Genomic DNA, 16,664 nt, shown 5'->3' with positions numbered 1-16,664 from the left:
TGCGGTTCATTCCACTGACTGGGCAGCATCGGTGCTTGTTCGCCCGGGATTGCGAGCGAACAAGCACCGATGTGTCTTAGAGACCCGCGGCCTGAGCGAGGCTCGGCAGGTAGGTGCTCGGCTGTCCGAAGAGCTGAGCGCTGCCGTGTGCACGCTTGAAGTACAGCTGAGCGTCGTGCTCCCAGGTGATTGCGATTCCGCCGTGCAACTGAACTGCTTCGGAGGTGATCTGCTGCAAGGCTTCCGAGCAGTAGACCTTCGCCACTGCCGCGTCGTCCGCCGACTGCGTCGCCACGGCGGCGTACGTCATCGACCGCGCCGTCTCGACCAACGTGTACATGTCGGCCATCCGGTGCTTGAGGGCTTGGAAAGAACCGATCGCGCGACCGAACTGCTTGCGCGACTTGGTGTATTCCACGGTCTGTTCGACGATCGCTGCGGCCGCTCCGACCTGTTCAGCGGACAACGCGATCAGAACGACGGTTCGGATGCGATCGACCAGATCTTCGGACCACTCCAGTGGCCGACCACGAACACCGGAGAACGTGACCTCCGCCAGCGTTCGCGTCGGATCCATGGTGGGGACGCGTCGGCGGGAGACGCCCTCGGCCGCGGGATCTACTTCGTAGAAGCCGTCGGCCGTGAGAACGAGCAGGGTGTCAGCGACGTGTCCGTCGAGGACGTACGACGCCGTGCCGGTCAACGCATCCTCGGTTGCCTCGACGCCGAAGGTGCTCCAACCCGCAGCCCCTGCCCAGCACAGGGCGAGCGTGCTCTCGCCGGACGCGACACCGGGCAGCAGTCGCGAGCATGCGTCGTTGTCACCGGAAAGCAGCAGTGCCTGTGCGGCAAGAATCGCCGAACCCAGCATCGGTGAGGGGGTCAGCGTGCGGCCCAGTTCCTCCTGGACCACATGTACCTCGCCCAAACCTGCTCCGACGCCGTCGAACTCCTCCGGAATCGCCAGCGCGGCGACGCCGATCTGCTCGCACAGCTTGCTCCACAACGCGGCGTCGTAGCCGATCTCGGTGGTGATGGCAGCGCGGACGGCCGCGGAGTCGGAATGCTTGCTCAGCAGATCGCGTACCGACGCACGTAGTGCTGCCTGGTCTTCGGTGTCGATGCTCATGATGCAACCAGCGCTTCGACGACGCGCGCACGATGCTCGGACGGTGTGCCCCAGGCGGTGAGCAATGCTCGTACCTTGGTGAGCCACAGTGAGAGATCGTGTTCCATCGTGTAGCCGATGGCGCCGTGAACCTGGAGTCCGACGCGGGCGGCCTTGTAAGCAGCATCCCCGCACGCGACCTTGGCGGCAGAAACGTCACGCGAGGCGTCGGCCGACTGATCGCGAACCGACAGAGCGGCACCGTGGAGCAGGGGGCGAGCCATTTCGAGCGAAACGGCAACTTCTGCCAGGTGGTGCTTCATTGCCTGGAACTGTCCGATGACCTTGCCGAACTGCTTGCGCTGCTTCGCGTATTCGGTGGTGACCTCGAGCAGTGTCTGGCCGAGACCTTGCAACTGCGCGGCAGTGGCAAGAGCGCCCATGTCGAAGGCTGCGGAGAAGTCGGCGGAGCCCAGCGATTCGCCGGCGGAAACCTCGTAGAGCTTGCGGGAGAGATCCACCGATGCCTTGGCTTCGCCAGGGACGCCGAGTGAGACGGTGCCGTTCTGCGCGAGTAGAACCAGATCGACCGCATTGGCGTCGAGCGCGAACGGTGTGCGCGGGGGAGCGGCGACGGTTGCCAGCGAACCCTCGGCGAGAGCAGAGAGACGTTCCGGTGCAACGGAAGCCAGGAGCGTCGGTGCTACTGCGATGGTCTCGACGACCGGTCCGGGTACTGCGTGCCGACCGAGCTGTTCGAGTGCAACGACCAGGTCCACGGCGTCGGCGCCGAGTCCGTCGTGTTCTTCGGATATGACGAGGCCGTTGACGCCGGTCTCGGCAAGGCGCTGCCAGAGCTTCTTGCCCGGCTCGGTGTCACCGTCGTTCCACGAACGGATGACGGAGGGCATGTCGGACTTGGTCAGCAGTGCATCGATGCTTGCAGCGAAGTCCTGGTGGGAGGAGTCGAGCGCGAATCTCATCGGTCCGCCTTCGGTAGGCCGAGCAGACGCTCAGCGATGACGTTTTTCTGAATCTCGTTGGTGCCTGCGTAGATCGGGCCGGACAGGGAGAACAGGTATCCGTCCATCCAGTTGTCGGCCAGCTCGGCTTCAGGGCCCTGCAGTTCGAGAGCAGTCTCGTGGGTGGCGATATCCCACTCGGACCAGAAGACCTTGTTGATCGAGGACTCGGCGCCGAGTTGTCCACCGTCGGCGAGACGGGTGACGGTACCGAATGTGTTGAGCTGGTAGGCGCGAGCACCGATCCAGGCGTCGGCGACCTGGTTGCGCAGAGCGCTGTCGTCGGTGCGTCCGCTGGACTTGTACAGCTCGAGCAGGCGGTCGACGGTGGCGAGAAAGCGGCCGGGGCTGCGCAGCGAGAGACCACGCTCGTTGCTCGCGGTGCTCATCGCGACCCGCCAACCTTCGTTGACGTTTCCGATCACACCCGACTCACCTGGGTTGGCCGGGTCGTCCGGAACGAAGACGTCTTCGAGGAAGATCTCGGCGAAGCCGGGCTCACCGTCGAGCTGATCGATCGGGCGAACGGTGACACCCTTCGACCGGAGGTCGAACATGAAATACGTGATGCCCTTGTGGCGCTGCGCATCCGGATCGGAGCGGAACAAGCCGAAGCCCCAGTCGGCGTAGCTCGCGCGTGAGCTCCACGTCTTCTGACCGTTGAGCAGCCAGCCGCCGTCGACCTTCTTGGCGCTCGAACGCAGGCTTGCGAGGTCGGAACCGGACTCGGGCTCGGACCAGGCCTGGGCCCAGATGTCGTCGGCACGAGCCATGCGCGGCATGATGCGAGCCAACTGCTCGGCATTTGCATGCTCGAACAGTGTGGGAGCCAACAAGAAGATGCCGTTCTGGCTTACGCGCCCGGGTGCGCCCGAGCGGTAGTACTCCTCCTCGAAGATGACCCATTCGAGCAGGGACGCATCACGTCCGCCGAGTTCCTTGGGCCAGGAGACGACGGCGTAGCCGGCGTCGGCGAGAGTGTGCTCCCACTGACGGTGCTCTTCGAAGCCTTCGGCGGTATCCATCGACTTCAGGGGAGTGGCGGGCACATTCGCCTCCAGGAACGAGCGGACCTCGTCACGGAATGCGGTTGTGGCGTCGTCGAATACGAGATCCACTAGTTTGTTCCTTCCTGCGGTGCGCGAGCACTGGCAGCCATGGCTTTGGCGTCGAGACCACCAAGCGAGTCTTTGCCGACCTCGGCGTTGTGAGCGTGAGCGAAGTGATGCAGACCGAAGACGGAATCGATGCCGTTGCGCATCCCCATCTGATCCTCGCACTGGTTGACGGCCTTCTTGGTCAAAGCCAGTCCGAAGCGCGGCATCTCGGCGATACGTCCGGCGAGCTCGAACGTCTCCTTCTCGAGATCCTTGCGGGCGACGACGCGATTGACCATGCCGATTTCGTAGGCGCGTTGCGCGGTGAACCGATCGCCGGTAAAGAGCATTTCCTTCGCGAAACGTGAACCGACCATCCACGGGTGCGCGAAGTATTCGACGCCGGGGATGCCCATGCGGACAACGGGATCGGAGAAGAAGGCGTCGTCGGCCGCGACGATCATGTCGCAGACCCAGGCGAGCATGAGCCCACCGGCAATGCAGGCGCCTTGGACCATCGCGATGGTGGGCTTGGGGATCTCCCGCCAGCGGCGGCACATGCCCAGGTAGACCTCCATCTCGCGGGCGAAACGCTGGTCACCGCCTGGCTTGTCGACGTGATCCCACCACATGGTGGCCTTGTTCTCGTACTCGACGTGATGGTCGCGTCCCGGAGTTCCCAGGTCGTGTCCGGCGCTGAAGTGAGGTCCGTTGCCTGCCAGGACGATCACCTTCACGTCGTCGTCCTCGACGGCGCGCTGGAATGCCGCGTCGAGGGCGTACGTCACGACCGAGTTCTGGGCGTTGCGGTAGTCGGGTCGATTCAAGGTCACGACGGCGACCGAGTCACGAACCTCGTAGGTCACGACGTCGGCTTCGAAGGGAACGGTCATGATTGTTCCTCGCGCAGAACCGTTTTGAGGACCTTGCCCGAAGGGTTACGGGGCAGGTGATCTACGAAGCGCACCTCGCGGGGCACCTTGAAGCCTGCGATCTTCTCCTTGAGGAAAGCGATCACCGACTCTTCGGTGAGGCCGGCACCGTCGAGTTGGGCGATGTAGACGCGGCCCACCTCTCCCATCCGGTGATCGGGGATGCCGATGGCAGCAGACTCGTGGACGCCGGGCAGGCGAGCCAACATGCCCTCGATCTCGGCGGGGTAGACGTTGAATCCGCCGCTGACGTACATGTCTTTCAGACGGTCGGTGATGTCGAGATAGCCACGCTCGTCGAGGGTTCCGACGTCTCCGGTGTGCAACCAGCCGTCGGCGTCGATTGCCTTGGCGGTGGATTCGGGGTCGTCGAGGTATCCGAGCATGACGTTCGGTCCACGAAGCAGGATCTCACCCTGGTCACCGATCTTGACCTCGAAATCGGCTGTCGCGCGGCCGGAACTGGTGGAGACGGTGACCGGGTCGTCGTCGGTGCGGCACATGGTCGCGACCACTGCCTCGGTCAGACCGTATGCCGTGAGGACGGCGTCGAAAAGCTCTGCCTGCATGCGCTCGACGAGAGCAACCGGCACGGGTGCTGCGCCGGTGATCGCGATGCGGAGCGAGGACAGATCGTATTCGCTGCGGCGGGGGTGATCGAGGATGGTCTGGTAGATCGTCGGGGCGCCAGGCAGGATGCTGATCTTTTCGCTGTTGACCAGGGCAAGAGTGTCGTCGATGTTGAAGACGGACACCGGCACGATCGTCGCACCATTCAGCAGGCAGACCAGGATTCCGGCCTTGTACCCGAAAGTGTGGAAGAACGGGCTGATGATGAGGAAGTTGTCGTCGGCGGTGACCTCGGCGCATTCACCCCACGACTTCGCGACAGCGATGGACTGACGATGCGCGGTGATCGCACCCTTGCTGCGTCCTGTGGTGCCGGAGGTGAAGAGGATGTCGCTGACGTCGTCTGGCTGCACCTTCGCAGCACGCGCATCGGCTTCGGTGCGGGCGGCGTCGGTGGCGAGCGCGAGGAAGTCCTCGAACTCGATGACGCCGTCACGGTCGTCGTCCCCGTCGATCGGTACCTGGATGACGGTCGGGATCGACAGGTCCGGGTTGGCGTCGAGCAACTGCTGATAGCGATCGGCCTTGAGGAACGTGCCGACGACCACCAAGGCCGCGGCGTCGACGCGCTCGATGATGTCGAGAGCTTCGGTGCCGGTGTATCGAGTGTTGATCGGGATGATGGCCGCGCCGGCATATTGAGCGCCGAGCAGGGCGATCACCCAGTGGTACGTGTTGGGCGACCAGATGACGACGCGATCGCCTGCCTTCACCCCACGGTTGATCAGCGCGCCGGCGAAATCGCGGACACGTTGATGTAGCTGTGCGAAGGTCAGTCGGGTGTCGCCATCGGCGATAGCCGCGCGCTCACCGAACTCCTCGGCGGCCCGGATGAGGGCTGATGGGATGGTTCTTGGTTGTTCGGTCACTGGACTCCTACCTGACACGCTACCTAGCAAGTGCTTGGTAGGTTATCTTACATATGTGGACCAGAGCGAGAGCCCGGACGGGCAGATGACGGACGACGAGTTTGCGGCCACGGTCGCGCAGTGGTTGGCCGAGAACTTGACGGGCAAATTTGCCCAGCTCAAGGGTAAGGGCGGCCCCGGCAGTGAGCACGAGTTCTTCGAGCAACGACTCGAGTGGGACAAGCACCTCGCAGCCGCAGGATGGACGTGCCTCGGGTGGCCGAAGGAGTTCGGCGGGCGGGGAGCAAGCATCTCTCAGCAGGTCATCTTCCATCAGGAGTACGCGAAGGCCGGTGCGCCCGCTCGCGTCAGCCACATCGGTGAAGAGCTGCTCGGCCCGACGCTGATCGCGTACGGAACCGACGAGCAGAAACGCCGATTCCTTCCTGGCATCAACACGGTCAGCGAACTGTGGTCGCAGGGCTACTCCGAGCCTGGCGCCGGTTCAGACCTCGCGAACGTCTCCACCACCGCACGCCTCGAAGGCGGCAAGTGGATCATCAACGGCCAGAAGGTGTGGACCTCACTGGCTCACGTCGCGCAGTGGTGCTTCGTGGTCTGCCGCACCGAGGTGGGCTCCAAGCGTCATCAGGGCTTGAGCTTCCTGCTGGTCCCGTTGGATCAGCCTGGTGTGACAGTTCGGCCCATCCAGCAGCTCACCGGTACGTCGGAGTTCAACGAGGTCTTCTTCGACGACGCCGTCACCGACGCCGATCTGGTGGTCGGGGAACCTGGCGAGGGCTGGAAGATCGCGATGGGGCTGCTCACCTTCGAGCGCGGGGTATCGACGCTCGGACAGCAGATCGGATTCGCTCGCGAGCTCCAGGGCGTCGTCGACCTGGCGAAGGCCAATGGCAGTGACCAGGATCCGCACATTCGCGAAAAGATCGCTCGCGCCTGGGTCGGACTGCGCGTGATGCGCGCCCACGCGATGCGTACTCTCGACGCGGTCGACGCCGGAACCGGTGGCGGCGAAGCGTCCGTCGCAAAACTGTTGTGGGCCAACTGGCATCGTGACCTGGGACAGCTGGCGATGGACGTGCAGGGTGCGTCGTCGTTGGTTGCACCGTGGGCGGATTCCGAAGACAATGCCTCGGACATCACCGACCCCGAGCATCTCGAACTCGACGAGTGGCAGCGCCTCTTCCTCTTCACCCGCGCCGACACGATTTACGGCGGCTCCAACGAAATTCAGCGCAACATCATTTCCGAGCGCGTGCTCGGTCTTCCCCGAGAGGCTCGTTAATGTCTGACACCAAAGCCGCGTCCCCGCTTTCCGTTGCGCCCGAGGAAACCCCGGGCCACGGACTGCTCGCGGGCAAGAAGGCGATCATCACCGCCGCAGCCGGAACCGGCATCGGCTTCTCTACCGCGCGCCGGGTGCTTCTCGAGGGCGGCGACGTTCTCGTCTCCGACTTCCACGAGCGTCGGCTCGGCGAGACGGTGGAGAAGCTGAAGGCCGAGTTTCCCGGCCAGCAGGTCGAGTCCATCATCTGCGACGTCTCCAGCACCGAGCAGGTCGACGCGTTGTTCGTCGGCGCGGCCGAGAAGTTGGGACGCATCGACATCGTCGTCAACAACGCGGGCCTGGGCGGCGAGACACCCGTCGTCGACATGACGGACGATCAGTGGGATCGCGTTCTCGACATCACCCTCAACAGCACCTTCCGTTCGACGCGTGCCGCGCTGCGGTACTTCAAGAGCGTTCCGCACGGCGGTGTTCTGGTGAACAACGCGTCCGTTCTCGGTTGGCGGGCGCAGCATTCCCAGGCTCACTACGCCGCAGCCAAGGCGGGCGTCATGGCACTGACTCGGTGCAGCGCTATCGAAGCCGCGGAGTACGGAGTCCGTATCAATGCGGTCTCGCCCTCCATTGCGCGACATGCGTTTTTGGCGAAGGTCACCAGTGAGGAACTGCTCGACCAGTTGGCTTCCGGTGAGGCCTACGGCCGCGCCGCGGAGGTCTGGGAGATCGCAACGGTCATCGCGATGCTCGCCAGCGATTACTCCACCTACATGACCGGCGAGATCGTCTCCGTTTCTTCGCAGAGGGCCTAGCGTCCCCGTGCGCGGTTAAGGAGTCCCCGGACTCGCTGACCGCGCACAGGGGAAGGCCCTGGATAGGATTGAATACATGACGCCACCTCGAAATTCCGACGAATCAAACGGCAAGTCCGGGCGCCGCGACGAGCTGCTCGAGATCGCGGCGGGGCTGTTCGCCGATCGCGGAGTGCGCGCGACGACCGTCCGCGACATCGCCGACGCCGCCGGGATACTGTCCGGCAGCTTGTATCACCATTTCGATTCCAAAGAGTCGATGGTCGACGAGATCCTGCACCAGTTCCTCGACGAACTCTTCGGAAAATACCGCGAGATCGTCGCGGCGGGGTTGGACAGTCGCGCGACGCTCGAAGCGCTGGTGGTGACCTCCTACGAGGCCATCGACGCCTCACATTCGGCTGTGGCGATCTACCAGGACGAGGTCAAGCACCTCGTCGGGAACGAGCGCTTCGCTTACCTGGCCGAGCGCAACACCGAATTCCGGGACCTGTGGGTCGGCGTCCTCGAAGCCGGCGTCGCGGACGGGACCTTCCGTTCCGACATCGACGTCGAGTTGGTCTTCCGATTCATGCGAGACACCGTGTGGGTCGCGGTTCGCTGGTACCGCCCGGGTGGATCCCTGTCGGCTCACGCCGTCGCGGCTCAATATCTCGCGATCGTGCTCGACGGGCTCTCCGATCCGGCTACAACTTCAGACGCTATTGCTGACTCAACTTCAAGAACTATTGCTGCACAACGAAACTAGGAGCTAACGCTATGTCCGAGGTTTACATCGTCGACGCCATTCGCACACCGATCGGCAAGAGGGGTGGCGCGCTGTCCGGCGTGCACCCCATCGATCTCGGTGCGCACGTCGTCAAGGCACTGGTCGAGCGCACCGGTATCGACCCCAGTGACGTCGACGACGTGATCTTCGGTTGCGTCGACGCCATCGGCGGCCAGGCCGGCAACATCGCCCGTATGTCCTGGCTCGCAGCGGGATTCCCGGAGCACGTTCCCGGTGTGACGGTCGACCGTCAGTGTGGTTCGAGCCAGCAGGCAGTGCACTTCGGCGCTCAGGCCATCCTGTCGGGCACCGCGGATCTGATCGTTGCCGGCGGCGTTCAGAACATGAGCCAGATTCCGATCTCGGCAGCGATGATCGTCGGTCAGCAGTACGGATTCGACACGCCGACTTCGGGTTCGGTCGGTTGGACCGAGCGTTACGGTGACCAGGAAGTGTCGCAGTTCAAGGGCGCCGAAATGATCGCCGAGAAGTGGGACATCAGCCGCGAAGAGCTCGAGAAGTGGGCCCTGCAGAGCCATGAGCGCGCCAAGGCTGCAATCGCCGCGGGTCGCTTCGACAACGAGATCGTCGCCATGGGTGACGCGACCGTCGACGAAGGACCCCGCGAGACCAGCCTCGAAAAGATGGCGACGCTCAAGGTTCTCGTCGAAGACGGCCGCATGACCGCAGCGGTGGCCAGCCAGATCTCCGACGGTGCGAGTGCGCTGCTGCTGGCGTCGGCGGAAGCGGTGGAGAAGTACAACCTCAAGCCCCGCGCCCGGATTCATCACCTCAGCGCTCGCGGCGACGACCCGATCTTCATGCTCAGTGCGCCGATCCCGGCCACGAAGCATGCTCTCGCGAAGGCCGGTCTGAGCATCGAGGACATCGACATCGTCGAGATCAACGAAGCTTTTGCCCCGGTCGTCCTGGCCTGGATCAAGGAGATCGGCGCAGATCCGGCCAAGGTCAACGTCAACGGCGGCGCGATCGCACTCGGTCACCCGCTCGGCGCGACTGGCACCAAGCTGATGGCGACCCTGCTCAACGAACTCGAGCGCACCGGCGGTCGTTACGGCCTGCTGACCATCTGTGAAGGTGGCGGCACCGCAAACGCGACGATTATCGAGCGGCTCTGACGCCTTGCTGTGCGCCTTTATTAACCGCCGACGGTTAATAAAGGCGCACAGCAGTTAGTTGTTCGGCACATCCGCAACCTTGATGTCGAAGTTCGCACTTTCACCGTCAACGCTGGTCACGGTAGCTGTGACGTCGTATTCGGTGCCCTGCTCGGTCAGGATGCACGTGATCGATGCGCCGACTTCTGCGTCGAGGTTCTCCGGACACGTCACGTCGTCAGGTGGCTCGCCGATCTTCTCGGCGAGTTGAGTGGAGATCTGACTTGCGACTTCGGACTTGTCCACTTGCGGCGTCCCGACGCTTGCCGAGCAAGCTCCCGTGGCCAATGCCGCCGAGAGCAAGACGATTCCAACTGCAGGCCTCTTTGTCATGTGAACTCCCAGGGTGCGCCGGTGCTCGCTGCTGCCACCTCAGGGATTACCGCATTCGGGACTGTTCAACCCGACTTACTCGACGCCGTTTGCCGAGCTCAGCGTCGGCGGACCGTCAAGTTGAAGCCTTCGGGCATCAGGGTGAGCCGTTCGGCCACCTTCAACTCGTAGTCCGGATCGGCTTCGATCGTATACTTCTGCAAGATGGTGCCCAACACGAGGACCGCTTCGTGAATGGCGAATTGTCTTCCGATGCAGGCGCGTTCACCTGTTCCGAATGGCTTGTACACGTGCGCCGGCCTGGCCTTGATGTTGGCAGGTAGGAAGCGATCCGGATCAAAAGCCTCGGGATCGTTGCCCCACACGGGATCGCGATGAAGTGACGGGATGAGCACGAGCATCCAATCGCCCTTTTTCATCGGATACTTGCCGACGAGCGTGGTGTCTTCGAGCGCCGCACGGCCGTAGGCGGGAGCGGTCGGCCACAGACGCAGCGATTCGTCGAGGACGCGTCGTACGTATCGAAGTTTCGCGATCTTCTCGAAGGCGGGCTCTTCGCCCTCCCAGACCTTGTCGACCTCGGCTTGCGCCTTGGCCAGCACGTCAGGGTATCGTGACAGGTAGTACAGCGCGAACGACAATGCGCCGGAGGTGGTTTCGTGTCCCGCGACGAGGAAGGTCACGACCTGATGGCGGATGTTCAGTTCGTCGATACGGTTGGGATCGTTTTCGCGTGCCGCCCGTAGCATCAGTTCGAGAAGATCTTCGGGCCCCGGTTCGGTACTTGTCCGCCGGGCACGGATCACCTCGTCCACAACCTCGGCCATGTACGCCTTGCGGACCTCGTCACGTTGATCGGCCCGACGTGCGAGGACTCGCCCCAGGGCCGTCGACTTCAAGAACGTCGTGCGTTGTGAATGGGAGAGAGCGCCGACCATCGCCTTGACGAACGGGTGCTGCTCTTCACGTTCGAAAGAGTCGAACGAGTAGCTGAATCCAGTGCGTCCGATGGTCTCCAACGTCAGCTTGGTCATGTCTGCGGAGATGTCGACGGGGGAGTCGCTGTCACGACTGTCCCAATGATCGACCAGCTCGCCGGCCACGTCGAGCATGGTGCGGTGGTACGAGCGCATCGCAGTCTGGCTGAACGCCGGGGCCAGGAGATTGTGCGCCTTGCCCCAGTTGGGTTCGTGGTTGTACGCAGTGAACAGTCCGTCGCCGCCGATTCCGCGGAGTGCTTTGACTCCAGGCGCAAGGTGCTTCGCGAACCGGGACTCGTCGGACAGTTCTGCCACCATGTCCGCGCCCGAGGCGAAGACGAAGCGATTTCCCAGGACATTTCTCTCGAAGATCGGGCCGAGTTCGCGCCCGATGCTCACGGAGTTCTGCAGCGGCGTACGGATATTGATCCCGAGGACGTCCCCGAGGACTGGCAGGCGCCATGCCGGATGCGGAATCCGAGCATCGGTCGTCGCCTCTGGAGTGGTGTCGACGCTCATGGTGTGTCCCCCGGGTGAGATCGCTTACTGAATTGGTGTCTAGTACGCAAAGTACGCCTTACTGAATCGGTGTCAAGTAGTAATCTGACTTGTCTATGGTCGCACCACGAAAACGCCTGGACCGAGAGCAGCGGCGCACGCAGTTGCTCGACATCGGCGCGCAACTTTTTGCCGATCGTTCGTACGAGGACGTCTGGATCGAAGAGGTCGCCGAGATTGCGGGCGTCTCGCGCGGGTTGATGTACCACTACTTCCCGACCAAGCGAGACTTCTTCGCCGCAATCGTCGAGCGCGAATCGCAGCACCTGCTCGAGGTGACCGCACCGGACGCGACGCTACCGGTGCGCGAACAGGTGGCAGCCGGGTTGGACGCCTACTTCGCGTACGTGAAGTCGCACAGCAGGGGAGTACGCGCCATCAACGTGGGGACGCTCTCCGCCGAGGCCGGTATCCGAGCGATCGTCGAACGGGAACTCGAACAGCAGCAGATTCGAATCCTCGACGCACTGGAATTCGAGGGCGAAAGAAGACAGATCGCTGCCGTCGCAGTTCGGGGATGGATCGCATTCGTCCGGGCTGTCTGCCTCGACTGGCTCGATCAACCTTCCATACCGCAGGAAGAGTTGAGAGTGATTTGTCTGCGGACCCTCTCCGGAGCGTTGGGCATCGACCTCGAAACGTGAAATGCCGACCGCGTGGGAGCGGCCGGCATTTCCACGGACAAGTCTGATCAGTCGAGCGTCGAATAGAGATCGTCCCAGCCCTTGGCTACGTACATGGTGGTGTAGATGGATCCGTAGTACGTACTGCCGCGCAGAACGGTGACGTTCCCGGCCTGCACAGCCGGAAGTCGTTGCCACAACTTGTTGTCCGAGAGCTGATCGAAGGTGGTGTCGCTGCTGTCGGTGACGGAAACCATGAACGCGTCGCAATCGCGAAGGCGATCCATCTCCTCGATGCTCAGCCGCCCCTGATTGTCGAAACCGGTTGTGTTCAATGTTCTTCCACCGATGTCAGCGAGCGTCATGTCGGTGGGTTGGCGATTCTTCTTACCGGTTTCCTCCGACACAGGCAGGCTGTCGATGTAGATCGTGGCCTTGTCCGGACTGTAGGACAAACTCGCGACGGTCTTTCCCGCGATCGCCGAAGCGTGTCGAGAGCGGATGTCGGTGATCAGAGCGTCATAGTCGGTGATCAGGCGATCCATGGTGGGTGTTCGGCCCAACCAATCGGAGAGTCGCGTGAGATTTTCTCGCCACGTCTGCTTTGATTCGGTTGTCAGGACAGGAGCGATGGCTTGGAGTTTTGCAGCGGGCCAGTACTCGTTGTCGGCGTTGACGCAGATGATGAGATCGGGTGCGAGTCCGAGGATCTGCTCCAGATTGGGCTTGTCGCTGAGGTATTCGGCCGAGCTGTCGACGGGAACCCACTCGGTGGCGGGCGAGATGTTGTATCCGAAGACCTGTAGCTCCAGGGCAATAGCGAGCTCGAGGTCGGTGCGTGCGTCGACGGCCAAGACCCGCTTGGGGTTGGTCGGTATGTCGTAAGTTCCCAACGGTGTGGTGACGGTGCGCATTTGAGTGTCGTCAGATGTACCCGAACCGTCACTGGAACTGCAGGACGACAGAATTGTTGCTACTGCTGCCATCCCGGCTCCGATGCCGAATTGGCGACGGGTCAGTGCGTCGACTAGCTCTTGCCAGGCGCGTTCGTCCAGCACGGTAGGTGTGGTGGTCAGCATTTTTCGATACCCTTCGGTCTGAGTCCGTATCGATCGTAGGGTCGGCGATACCAGATCACCTATATCGAAAACCGCCTGATATTAGTCGATTTCGGCCATTGTCCGTGACTTGCGGGTGATCGTTGCGCCGAAGGCAGCGGCGAGCGGGAACATGAGAACGCCGTACACCGCAGCCGGCACTGCCAATTGCACGTTGCCGAGGAGACTGACGGCGATGGTGATCGCCAACGTGCTGTTGTGGATGCCGATTTCCATGGAACTGGCGATTGCCTGACGATCCTCGATGCCGAATATCCGGGGAACGACGTAACCGATCGATAGGCTCAGTAGGCAGAACAAGGCAGCGACGACGCCGATGTCGACGAGATAGTCCGCGATGTTCTCGCGCTCGGAAACAACCGTTCCGACGATCACCAGTGCCAGAACCACCGCGGATCCGATGCGGACGGGCTTGTCCATCCGCTCGGCAAAGGCGCTCGAGCGCAACCGAACCCACATTCCGAGGGCGACAGGAATCAATACGACGGCAAAGACCTGGAGCACCTTCGTGAACTGAAGCCCGAGAGTGCCGTCCGCGTCCTCGGGTTCGAAGTAACCCAACGCGAAGTTGGTGATCAGGGGGAGAGTGACCACCGCTATCACCGAATTGACCGCAGTCAGTGTCACATTGAGAGCAACATCGCCGCGGAACAGATGGCTGAACAGGTTTGCCGTCGTGCCGCCCGGTGATGCGGCGAGGAGCATCATGCCGACCGCGAGCAGTGGGTCGAGGTCGAACAACGTGACCAATCCGAAGGCCGCGGCCGGGAGCAACAACAACTGACAGATCAGGGCGATCGAAACGGCCTTCGGCGCTTTTGCCACGCGGGCGAAATCTCCGACCGTCAGGGAAAGCCCGAGGCCGAACATGATGATGGCGAGTGCGGCGGGTAGGCCGACGGAGGTGAGTGCAGAGTCCATGAGTTAGTGGCTACTTCCAGTCACTGGGGGAATTTCACTGAAACTACCGTGATGCCCGGATCTGCGTGGCAGTTTGGATACATTGGTGTATCGAACCGTGACGGCGTCGGTGAGCAGGGTTATCGTCGAATTATGTGCCGAAACATCACTGAACTTCGTGGACTCGAGCCCGCTGCTACGCCCGAGGAGATCGAGGCCGCCTCTCGCCAATACGTACGTAAGGTGAGTGGAATAGCCAAGGTGTCCGACGCGAACCGAGACGCCTTCGAACAGGCGGTGCGTGAGGTGACCGAAACGACGACGCGCCTGCTCAGCGCATTGCCGCCTCGCAGACAGCCACCTCAGACCGTCCCGCCGTTGCGTCGTCCGGAAGTACAGGCGCGGATCGCTGCTCGTTCGTCCTGACCCGAGTGGATCTCACAGATATCGACGTATGGGACGTCGAACCGTTGGATCAGCTGTCAGCTGGGCTGGAGGGCGTTCTGGTCGCTCATCGTGTCCGCGACATCCGGCGACGGCTGGATACGCTGCGCAAAGAGGCCGTCGCCGACGACTTGCATATTCGTCAGGACGGAACCGTTTCTGCCGTTGCGCCCATCGCCGACGGTCACCCGCTCCACGTGCATGCCCAGTTGCTCGAGGTCGCGGTGCGAGAACTGATCGGTGAGGCACTGCTGGTCAGCGCGGATCTTCATCATGCGTTGTCTCTGCGGTCTCAGGTCGGCACCGACCTCCGTGACAAAGCTGTGCGTGTGGGGGAGGAGTGGCGAGCGTTCAGCCCTGATCGGCAGCGTCAGATGTTGCGTCATGCACCCGGCCTGATCGCCAACCTCGATGGAATTCCTTCTGCGGTTCGCAGTCCTGCCAATCTCGATCGAATTCAATCGGAACGAGCACGGCTGCAAGATGATTCAGTCCGAATCTCGCAAGAACTCCACCGTGAGTTCTTCGGCGGCAGACTGAGTAACACAGGGGCGGGCCAGTGGTACGCCGAACGCAAACTCGAGGATCTGGACGCGCTCGACGAGTTGTTTCGCGCCGAACCTTGTCGACGGTTACTGCTCATGGACATGCGCTCGGGTGAACGCGGCTTCGCGGCAATCGCGATCGGTGATCCGGACACAGCGGATCACATCTCCGTGACGATTCCCGGATTGAACACCAACGTCAAGGACTCGATGCGCGGAATGGTCGGCGAGGCAACACGATTACGAGCCGAGGCGATGCGCCAACTCGAACTGGCCGGCCGAAAGGAAAGCGTGGCCACCATCGCCTGGATCGGATACGACGCGCCACAGGTGATCGGGCCGGGAAAGTTCGACATCGGTCGGGCCAGCTTCGACGTAAGTCGATCGTCCAAGGCAGGCATAGCCGCCGACGCATTGGGTAGCTTCTTTCACGGTCTTCGTGCTGCGTCGGTCAACGACCGAGTCCATATCACCGCGTTGGGTCACTCCTACGGATCGCTTGCGACTTCTCTTGCGCTGCAACGCGGGGCAAGCGCAGCGGTCGACGACGTGGTGTTCTACGGTTCACCCGGCGTGCGGGCCAAGGTGGAGTCGGACCTCGGTATCGCCGACCGCCACGTCTACGTCATGAAAGCGGAAGGCGACAGTATCGCGGGGTTCGGCCGTTTCGGTGGCGATCCGACGCGCACCGAGTTCCACCGATTGTCCACGGCCGAGGGGATCACCCCGGACGGTGTCAAGCACGAGCGGGCTTTCGGTCATGCGGAGTACGCGAGAACCGGGGACAACGGAGAACTGCGGATGTCGGGTTACAACCTCGCGGTTGTGGTTGCCGGACTGCCGGAGTTGGCCGTTGTGGCCTGACCTGCTGACTTACAGTGGCACTCATGCGTCTGAGGCATTCGGCCAGGGGGTTGGTCGTTGACGACCAGTCTCGTCTTCTGCTCTACCGATACATCGCACCCGGGGGCGGGCTGACGGTCTGGTGTCCTCCGGGCGGAGGCTTGGAAGGAGACGAAACCCCGCCCGAGGCGCTCGCGCGCGAATTGGACGAGGAGATCGGCTTGCGTGACTGCGGCGCCGCCACCCATGTGTGGCATGAGGAGATCCATGATCCGACGATATTGCCGGGTTGGGACGGTGCGATCAACGACTACTTCCTCGTGCCGGTGGCGGCCGCATTCGAGCCCTGTGGGTCGTTGGGGCGCGAAGCGCTGGCCGCCGAGCTGGTCGAGCACTTCGAGTGGTGGAGCGTTGACCGCCTTCTGTCACACAATGGTCGAGAAGTGTTCGGGCCACGCGATTTACCCGACCGGTTTGCACGCCTGGTCAAGGATGGATCACCGAGTTCGCTGGAACAGTTTGTTCGGGCACCATGAGGGCCGCGAGGCATCGCCGTATTCGAGCATTTCGGCATCGATGGACGGCTAAACTGGGGTTATGGAGCACTACGTGCGCAAG

At 62.5% G+C, this 16,664-nt stretch carries 17 protein-coding genes; 8 read left to right on the top strand and 9 right to left on the bottom strand.

The window, feature by feature from the left end:
- Window positions 1-76 precede the first annotated feature (76 nt).
- From RE4_RS08465 to RE4_RS08445, 5 genes are read right to left on the bottom strand one after another with little or no spacing between them, the layout of a single operon-like run.
- Window positions 77-1,129, bottom strand: coding sequence for an acyl-CoA dehydrogenase family protein (locus RE4_RS08465; RefSeq protein ID WP_003945931.1), 1,053 nt, complete (start codon window positions 1,127-1,129; stop codon window positions 77-79).
- Window positions 1,126-2,091, bottom strand: coding sequence for an acyl-CoA dehydrogenase family protein (locus tag RE4_RS08460; RefSeq protein WP_060938411.1), 966 nt, complete (start codon window positions 2,089-2,091; stop codon window positions 1,126-1,128). The genes RE4_RS08465 and RE4_RS08460 overlap by 4 nt, the downstream gene beginning before the upstream one ends.
- Window positions 2,088-3,248, bottom strand: coding sequence for an acyl-CoA dehydrogenase family protein (locus RE4_RS08455; protein WP_007734181.1), 1,161 nt, complete (start codon window positions 3,246-3,248; stop codon window positions 2,088-2,090). The genes RE4_RS08460 and RE4_RS08455 overlap by 4 nt, the downstream gene beginning before the upstream one ends.
- Window positions 3,248-4,120 carry an enoyl-CoA hydratase gene (locus tag RE4_RS08450; RefSeq protein ID WP_019746945.1) on the bottom strand — a complete coding sequence of 291 codons (873 nt, stop codon included), beginning with the start codon at window positions 4,118-4,120 and terminating at the stop codon, window positions 3,248-3,250. Before RE4_RS08450 ends, RE4_RS08455 begins: the two co-directional genes overlap by 1 nt.
- Window positions 4,117-5,658, bottom strand: coding sequence for a FadD3 family acyl-CoA ligase (locus RE4_RS08445; RefSeq protein WP_019746946.1), 1,542 nt, complete (start codon window positions 5,656-5,658; stop codon window positions 4,117-4,119). The genes RE4_RS08450 and RE4_RS08445 overlap by 4 nt, the downstream gene beginning before the upstream one ends.
- A 55-nt stretch (window positions 5,659-5,713) precedes the next feature.
- On the opposite strand from RE4_RS08445, the gene RE4_RS08440 reads away from it, so the two are divergent.
- The 4 genes from RE4_RS08440 to RE4_RS08425 all read left to right on the top strand — a co-directional run bounded on the left by RE4_RS08440 (window position 5,714) and on the right by RE4_RS08425 (window position 9,663).
- Window positions 5,714-6,943 (top strand): acyl-CoA dehydrogenase family protein, encoded by a 1,230-nt coding sequence (locus RE4_RS08440; protein ID WP_060938410.1) that lies wholly within the window; start codon window positions 5,714-5,716, stop codon window positions 6,941-6,943.
- Window positions 6,943-7,755 carry an SDR family oxidoreductase gene (locus tag RE4_RS08435; RefSeq protein WP_003945582.1) on the top strand — a complete coding sequence of 271 codons (813 nt, stop codon included), beginning with the start codon at window positions 6,943-6,945 and terminating at the stop codon, window positions 7,753-7,755. Before RE4_RS08440 ends, RE4_RS08435 begins: the two co-directional genes overlap by 1 nt.
- 76 nt (window positions 7,756-7,831) lie before the next feature.
- On the top strand, window positions 7,832-8,503 hold the full coding sequence (locus RE4_RS08430) for a TetR/AcrR family transcriptional regulator (protein WP_060938409.1): 672 nt from the start codon (window positions 7,832-7,834) through the stop codon (window positions 8,501-8,503).
- A gap of 11 nt (window positions 8,504-8,514) precedes the next feature.
- Complete coding sequence (locus RE4_RS08425; protein WP_003945727.1) at window positions 8,515-9,663, top strand: acetyl-CoA C-acetyltransferase; 1,149 nt, start codon at window positions 8,515-8,517, stop codon at window positions 9,661-9,663.
- Between the two features lie 54 nt (window positions 9,664-9,717).
- On the opposite strand, the gene RE4_RS08420 is transcribed toward RE4_RS08425, so the two are convergent.
- Window positions 9,718-10,035, bottom strand: coding sequence for a DUF4333 domain-containing protein (locus tag RE4_RS08420; RefSeq protein WP_020906277.1), 318 nt, complete (start codon window positions 10,033-10,035; stop codon window positions 9,718-9,720).
- A 98-nt stretch (window positions 10,036-10,133) separates the two neighbouring features.
- Window positions 10,134-11,534, bottom strand: coding sequence for a cytochrome P450 (locus tag RE4_RS08415; protein WP_060938408.1), 1,401 nt, complete (start codon window positions 11,532-11,534; stop codon window positions 10,134-10,136).
- 95 nt (window positions 11,535-11,629) lie between these two features.
- On the opposite strand from RE4_RS08415, the gene RE4_RS08410 reads away from it, so the two are divergent.
- On the top strand, window positions 11,630-12,217 hold the full coding sequence (locus tag RE4_RS08410) for a TetR/AcrR family transcriptional regulator (RefSeq protein WP_020906279.1): 588 nt from the start codon (window positions 11,630-11,632) through the stop codon (window positions 12,215-12,217).
- Between the two features lie 47 nt (window positions 12,218-12,264).
- Here RE4_RS08410 and RE4_RS08405 read toward each other — a convergent pair whose 3' ends face one another.
- The gene (locus tag RE4_RS08405; protein ID WP_060938407.1) at window positions 12,265-13,275 is read right to left on the bottom strand and encodes an ABC transporter substrate-binding protein; all 1,011 of its coding nucleotides are present in this window, start codon (window positions 13,273-13,275) and stop codon (window positions 12,265-12,267) included.
- Window positions 13,276-13,356: 81 nt separating this feature from the next.
- Entirely contained in the window at window positions 13,357-14,235 is an 879-nt protein-coding gene (locus RE4_RS08400; RefSeq protein WP_029254492.1) for a bile acid:sodium symporter family protein, read from the bottom strand.
- Window positions 14,236-14,367: 132 nt separating this feature from the next.
- Here RE4_RS08400 and RE4_RS08395 point away from each other — a divergent pair, with 132 nt between their 5' ends.
- The 3 genes from RE4_RS08395 to RE4_RS08385 are packed head-to-tail and all read left to right on the top strand — an operon-like array spanning window position 14,368 to window position 16,582.
- Window positions 14,368-14,640: a DUF2277 domain-containing protein gene (locus RE4_RS08395; RefSeq protein WP_003945457.1), complete on the top strand. Its 273-nt coding sequence runs from the start codon at window positions 14,368-14,370 to the stop codon at window positions 14,638-14,640.
- 5 nt (window positions 14,641-14,645) lie between these two features.
- The gene (locus RE4_RS08390; RefSeq protein ID WP_029254493.1) at window positions 14,646-16,067 is read left to right on the top strand and encodes an alpha/beta hydrolase; all 1,422 of its coding nucleotides are present in this window, start codon (window positions 14,646-14,648) and stop codon (window positions 16,065-16,067) included.
- A gap of 23 nt (window positions 16,068-16,090) precedes the next feature.
- Window positions 16,091-16,582 carry an NUDIX domain-containing protein gene (locus RE4_RS08385; protein ID WP_081098334.1) on the top strand — a complete coding sequence of 164 codons (492 nt, stop codon included), beginning with the start codon at window positions 16,091-16,093 and terminating at the stop codon, window positions 16,580-16,582.
- Window positions 16,583-16,664: the final 82 nt, after the last annotated feature.

Source organism: Rhodococcus erythropolis NBRC 15567 (genome assembly GCF_001552595.1).
In the GTDB taxonomy this organism is placed as follows: Bacteria; Actinomycetota; Actinomycetes; order Mycobacteriales; family Mycobacteriaceae; genus Rhodococcus_F; species Rhodococcus_F erythropolis.
The sequence above is the reverse complement of the archived record's forward strand: the minus strand, read 5'-3'. Positions and strand labels throughout refer to the sequence as shown.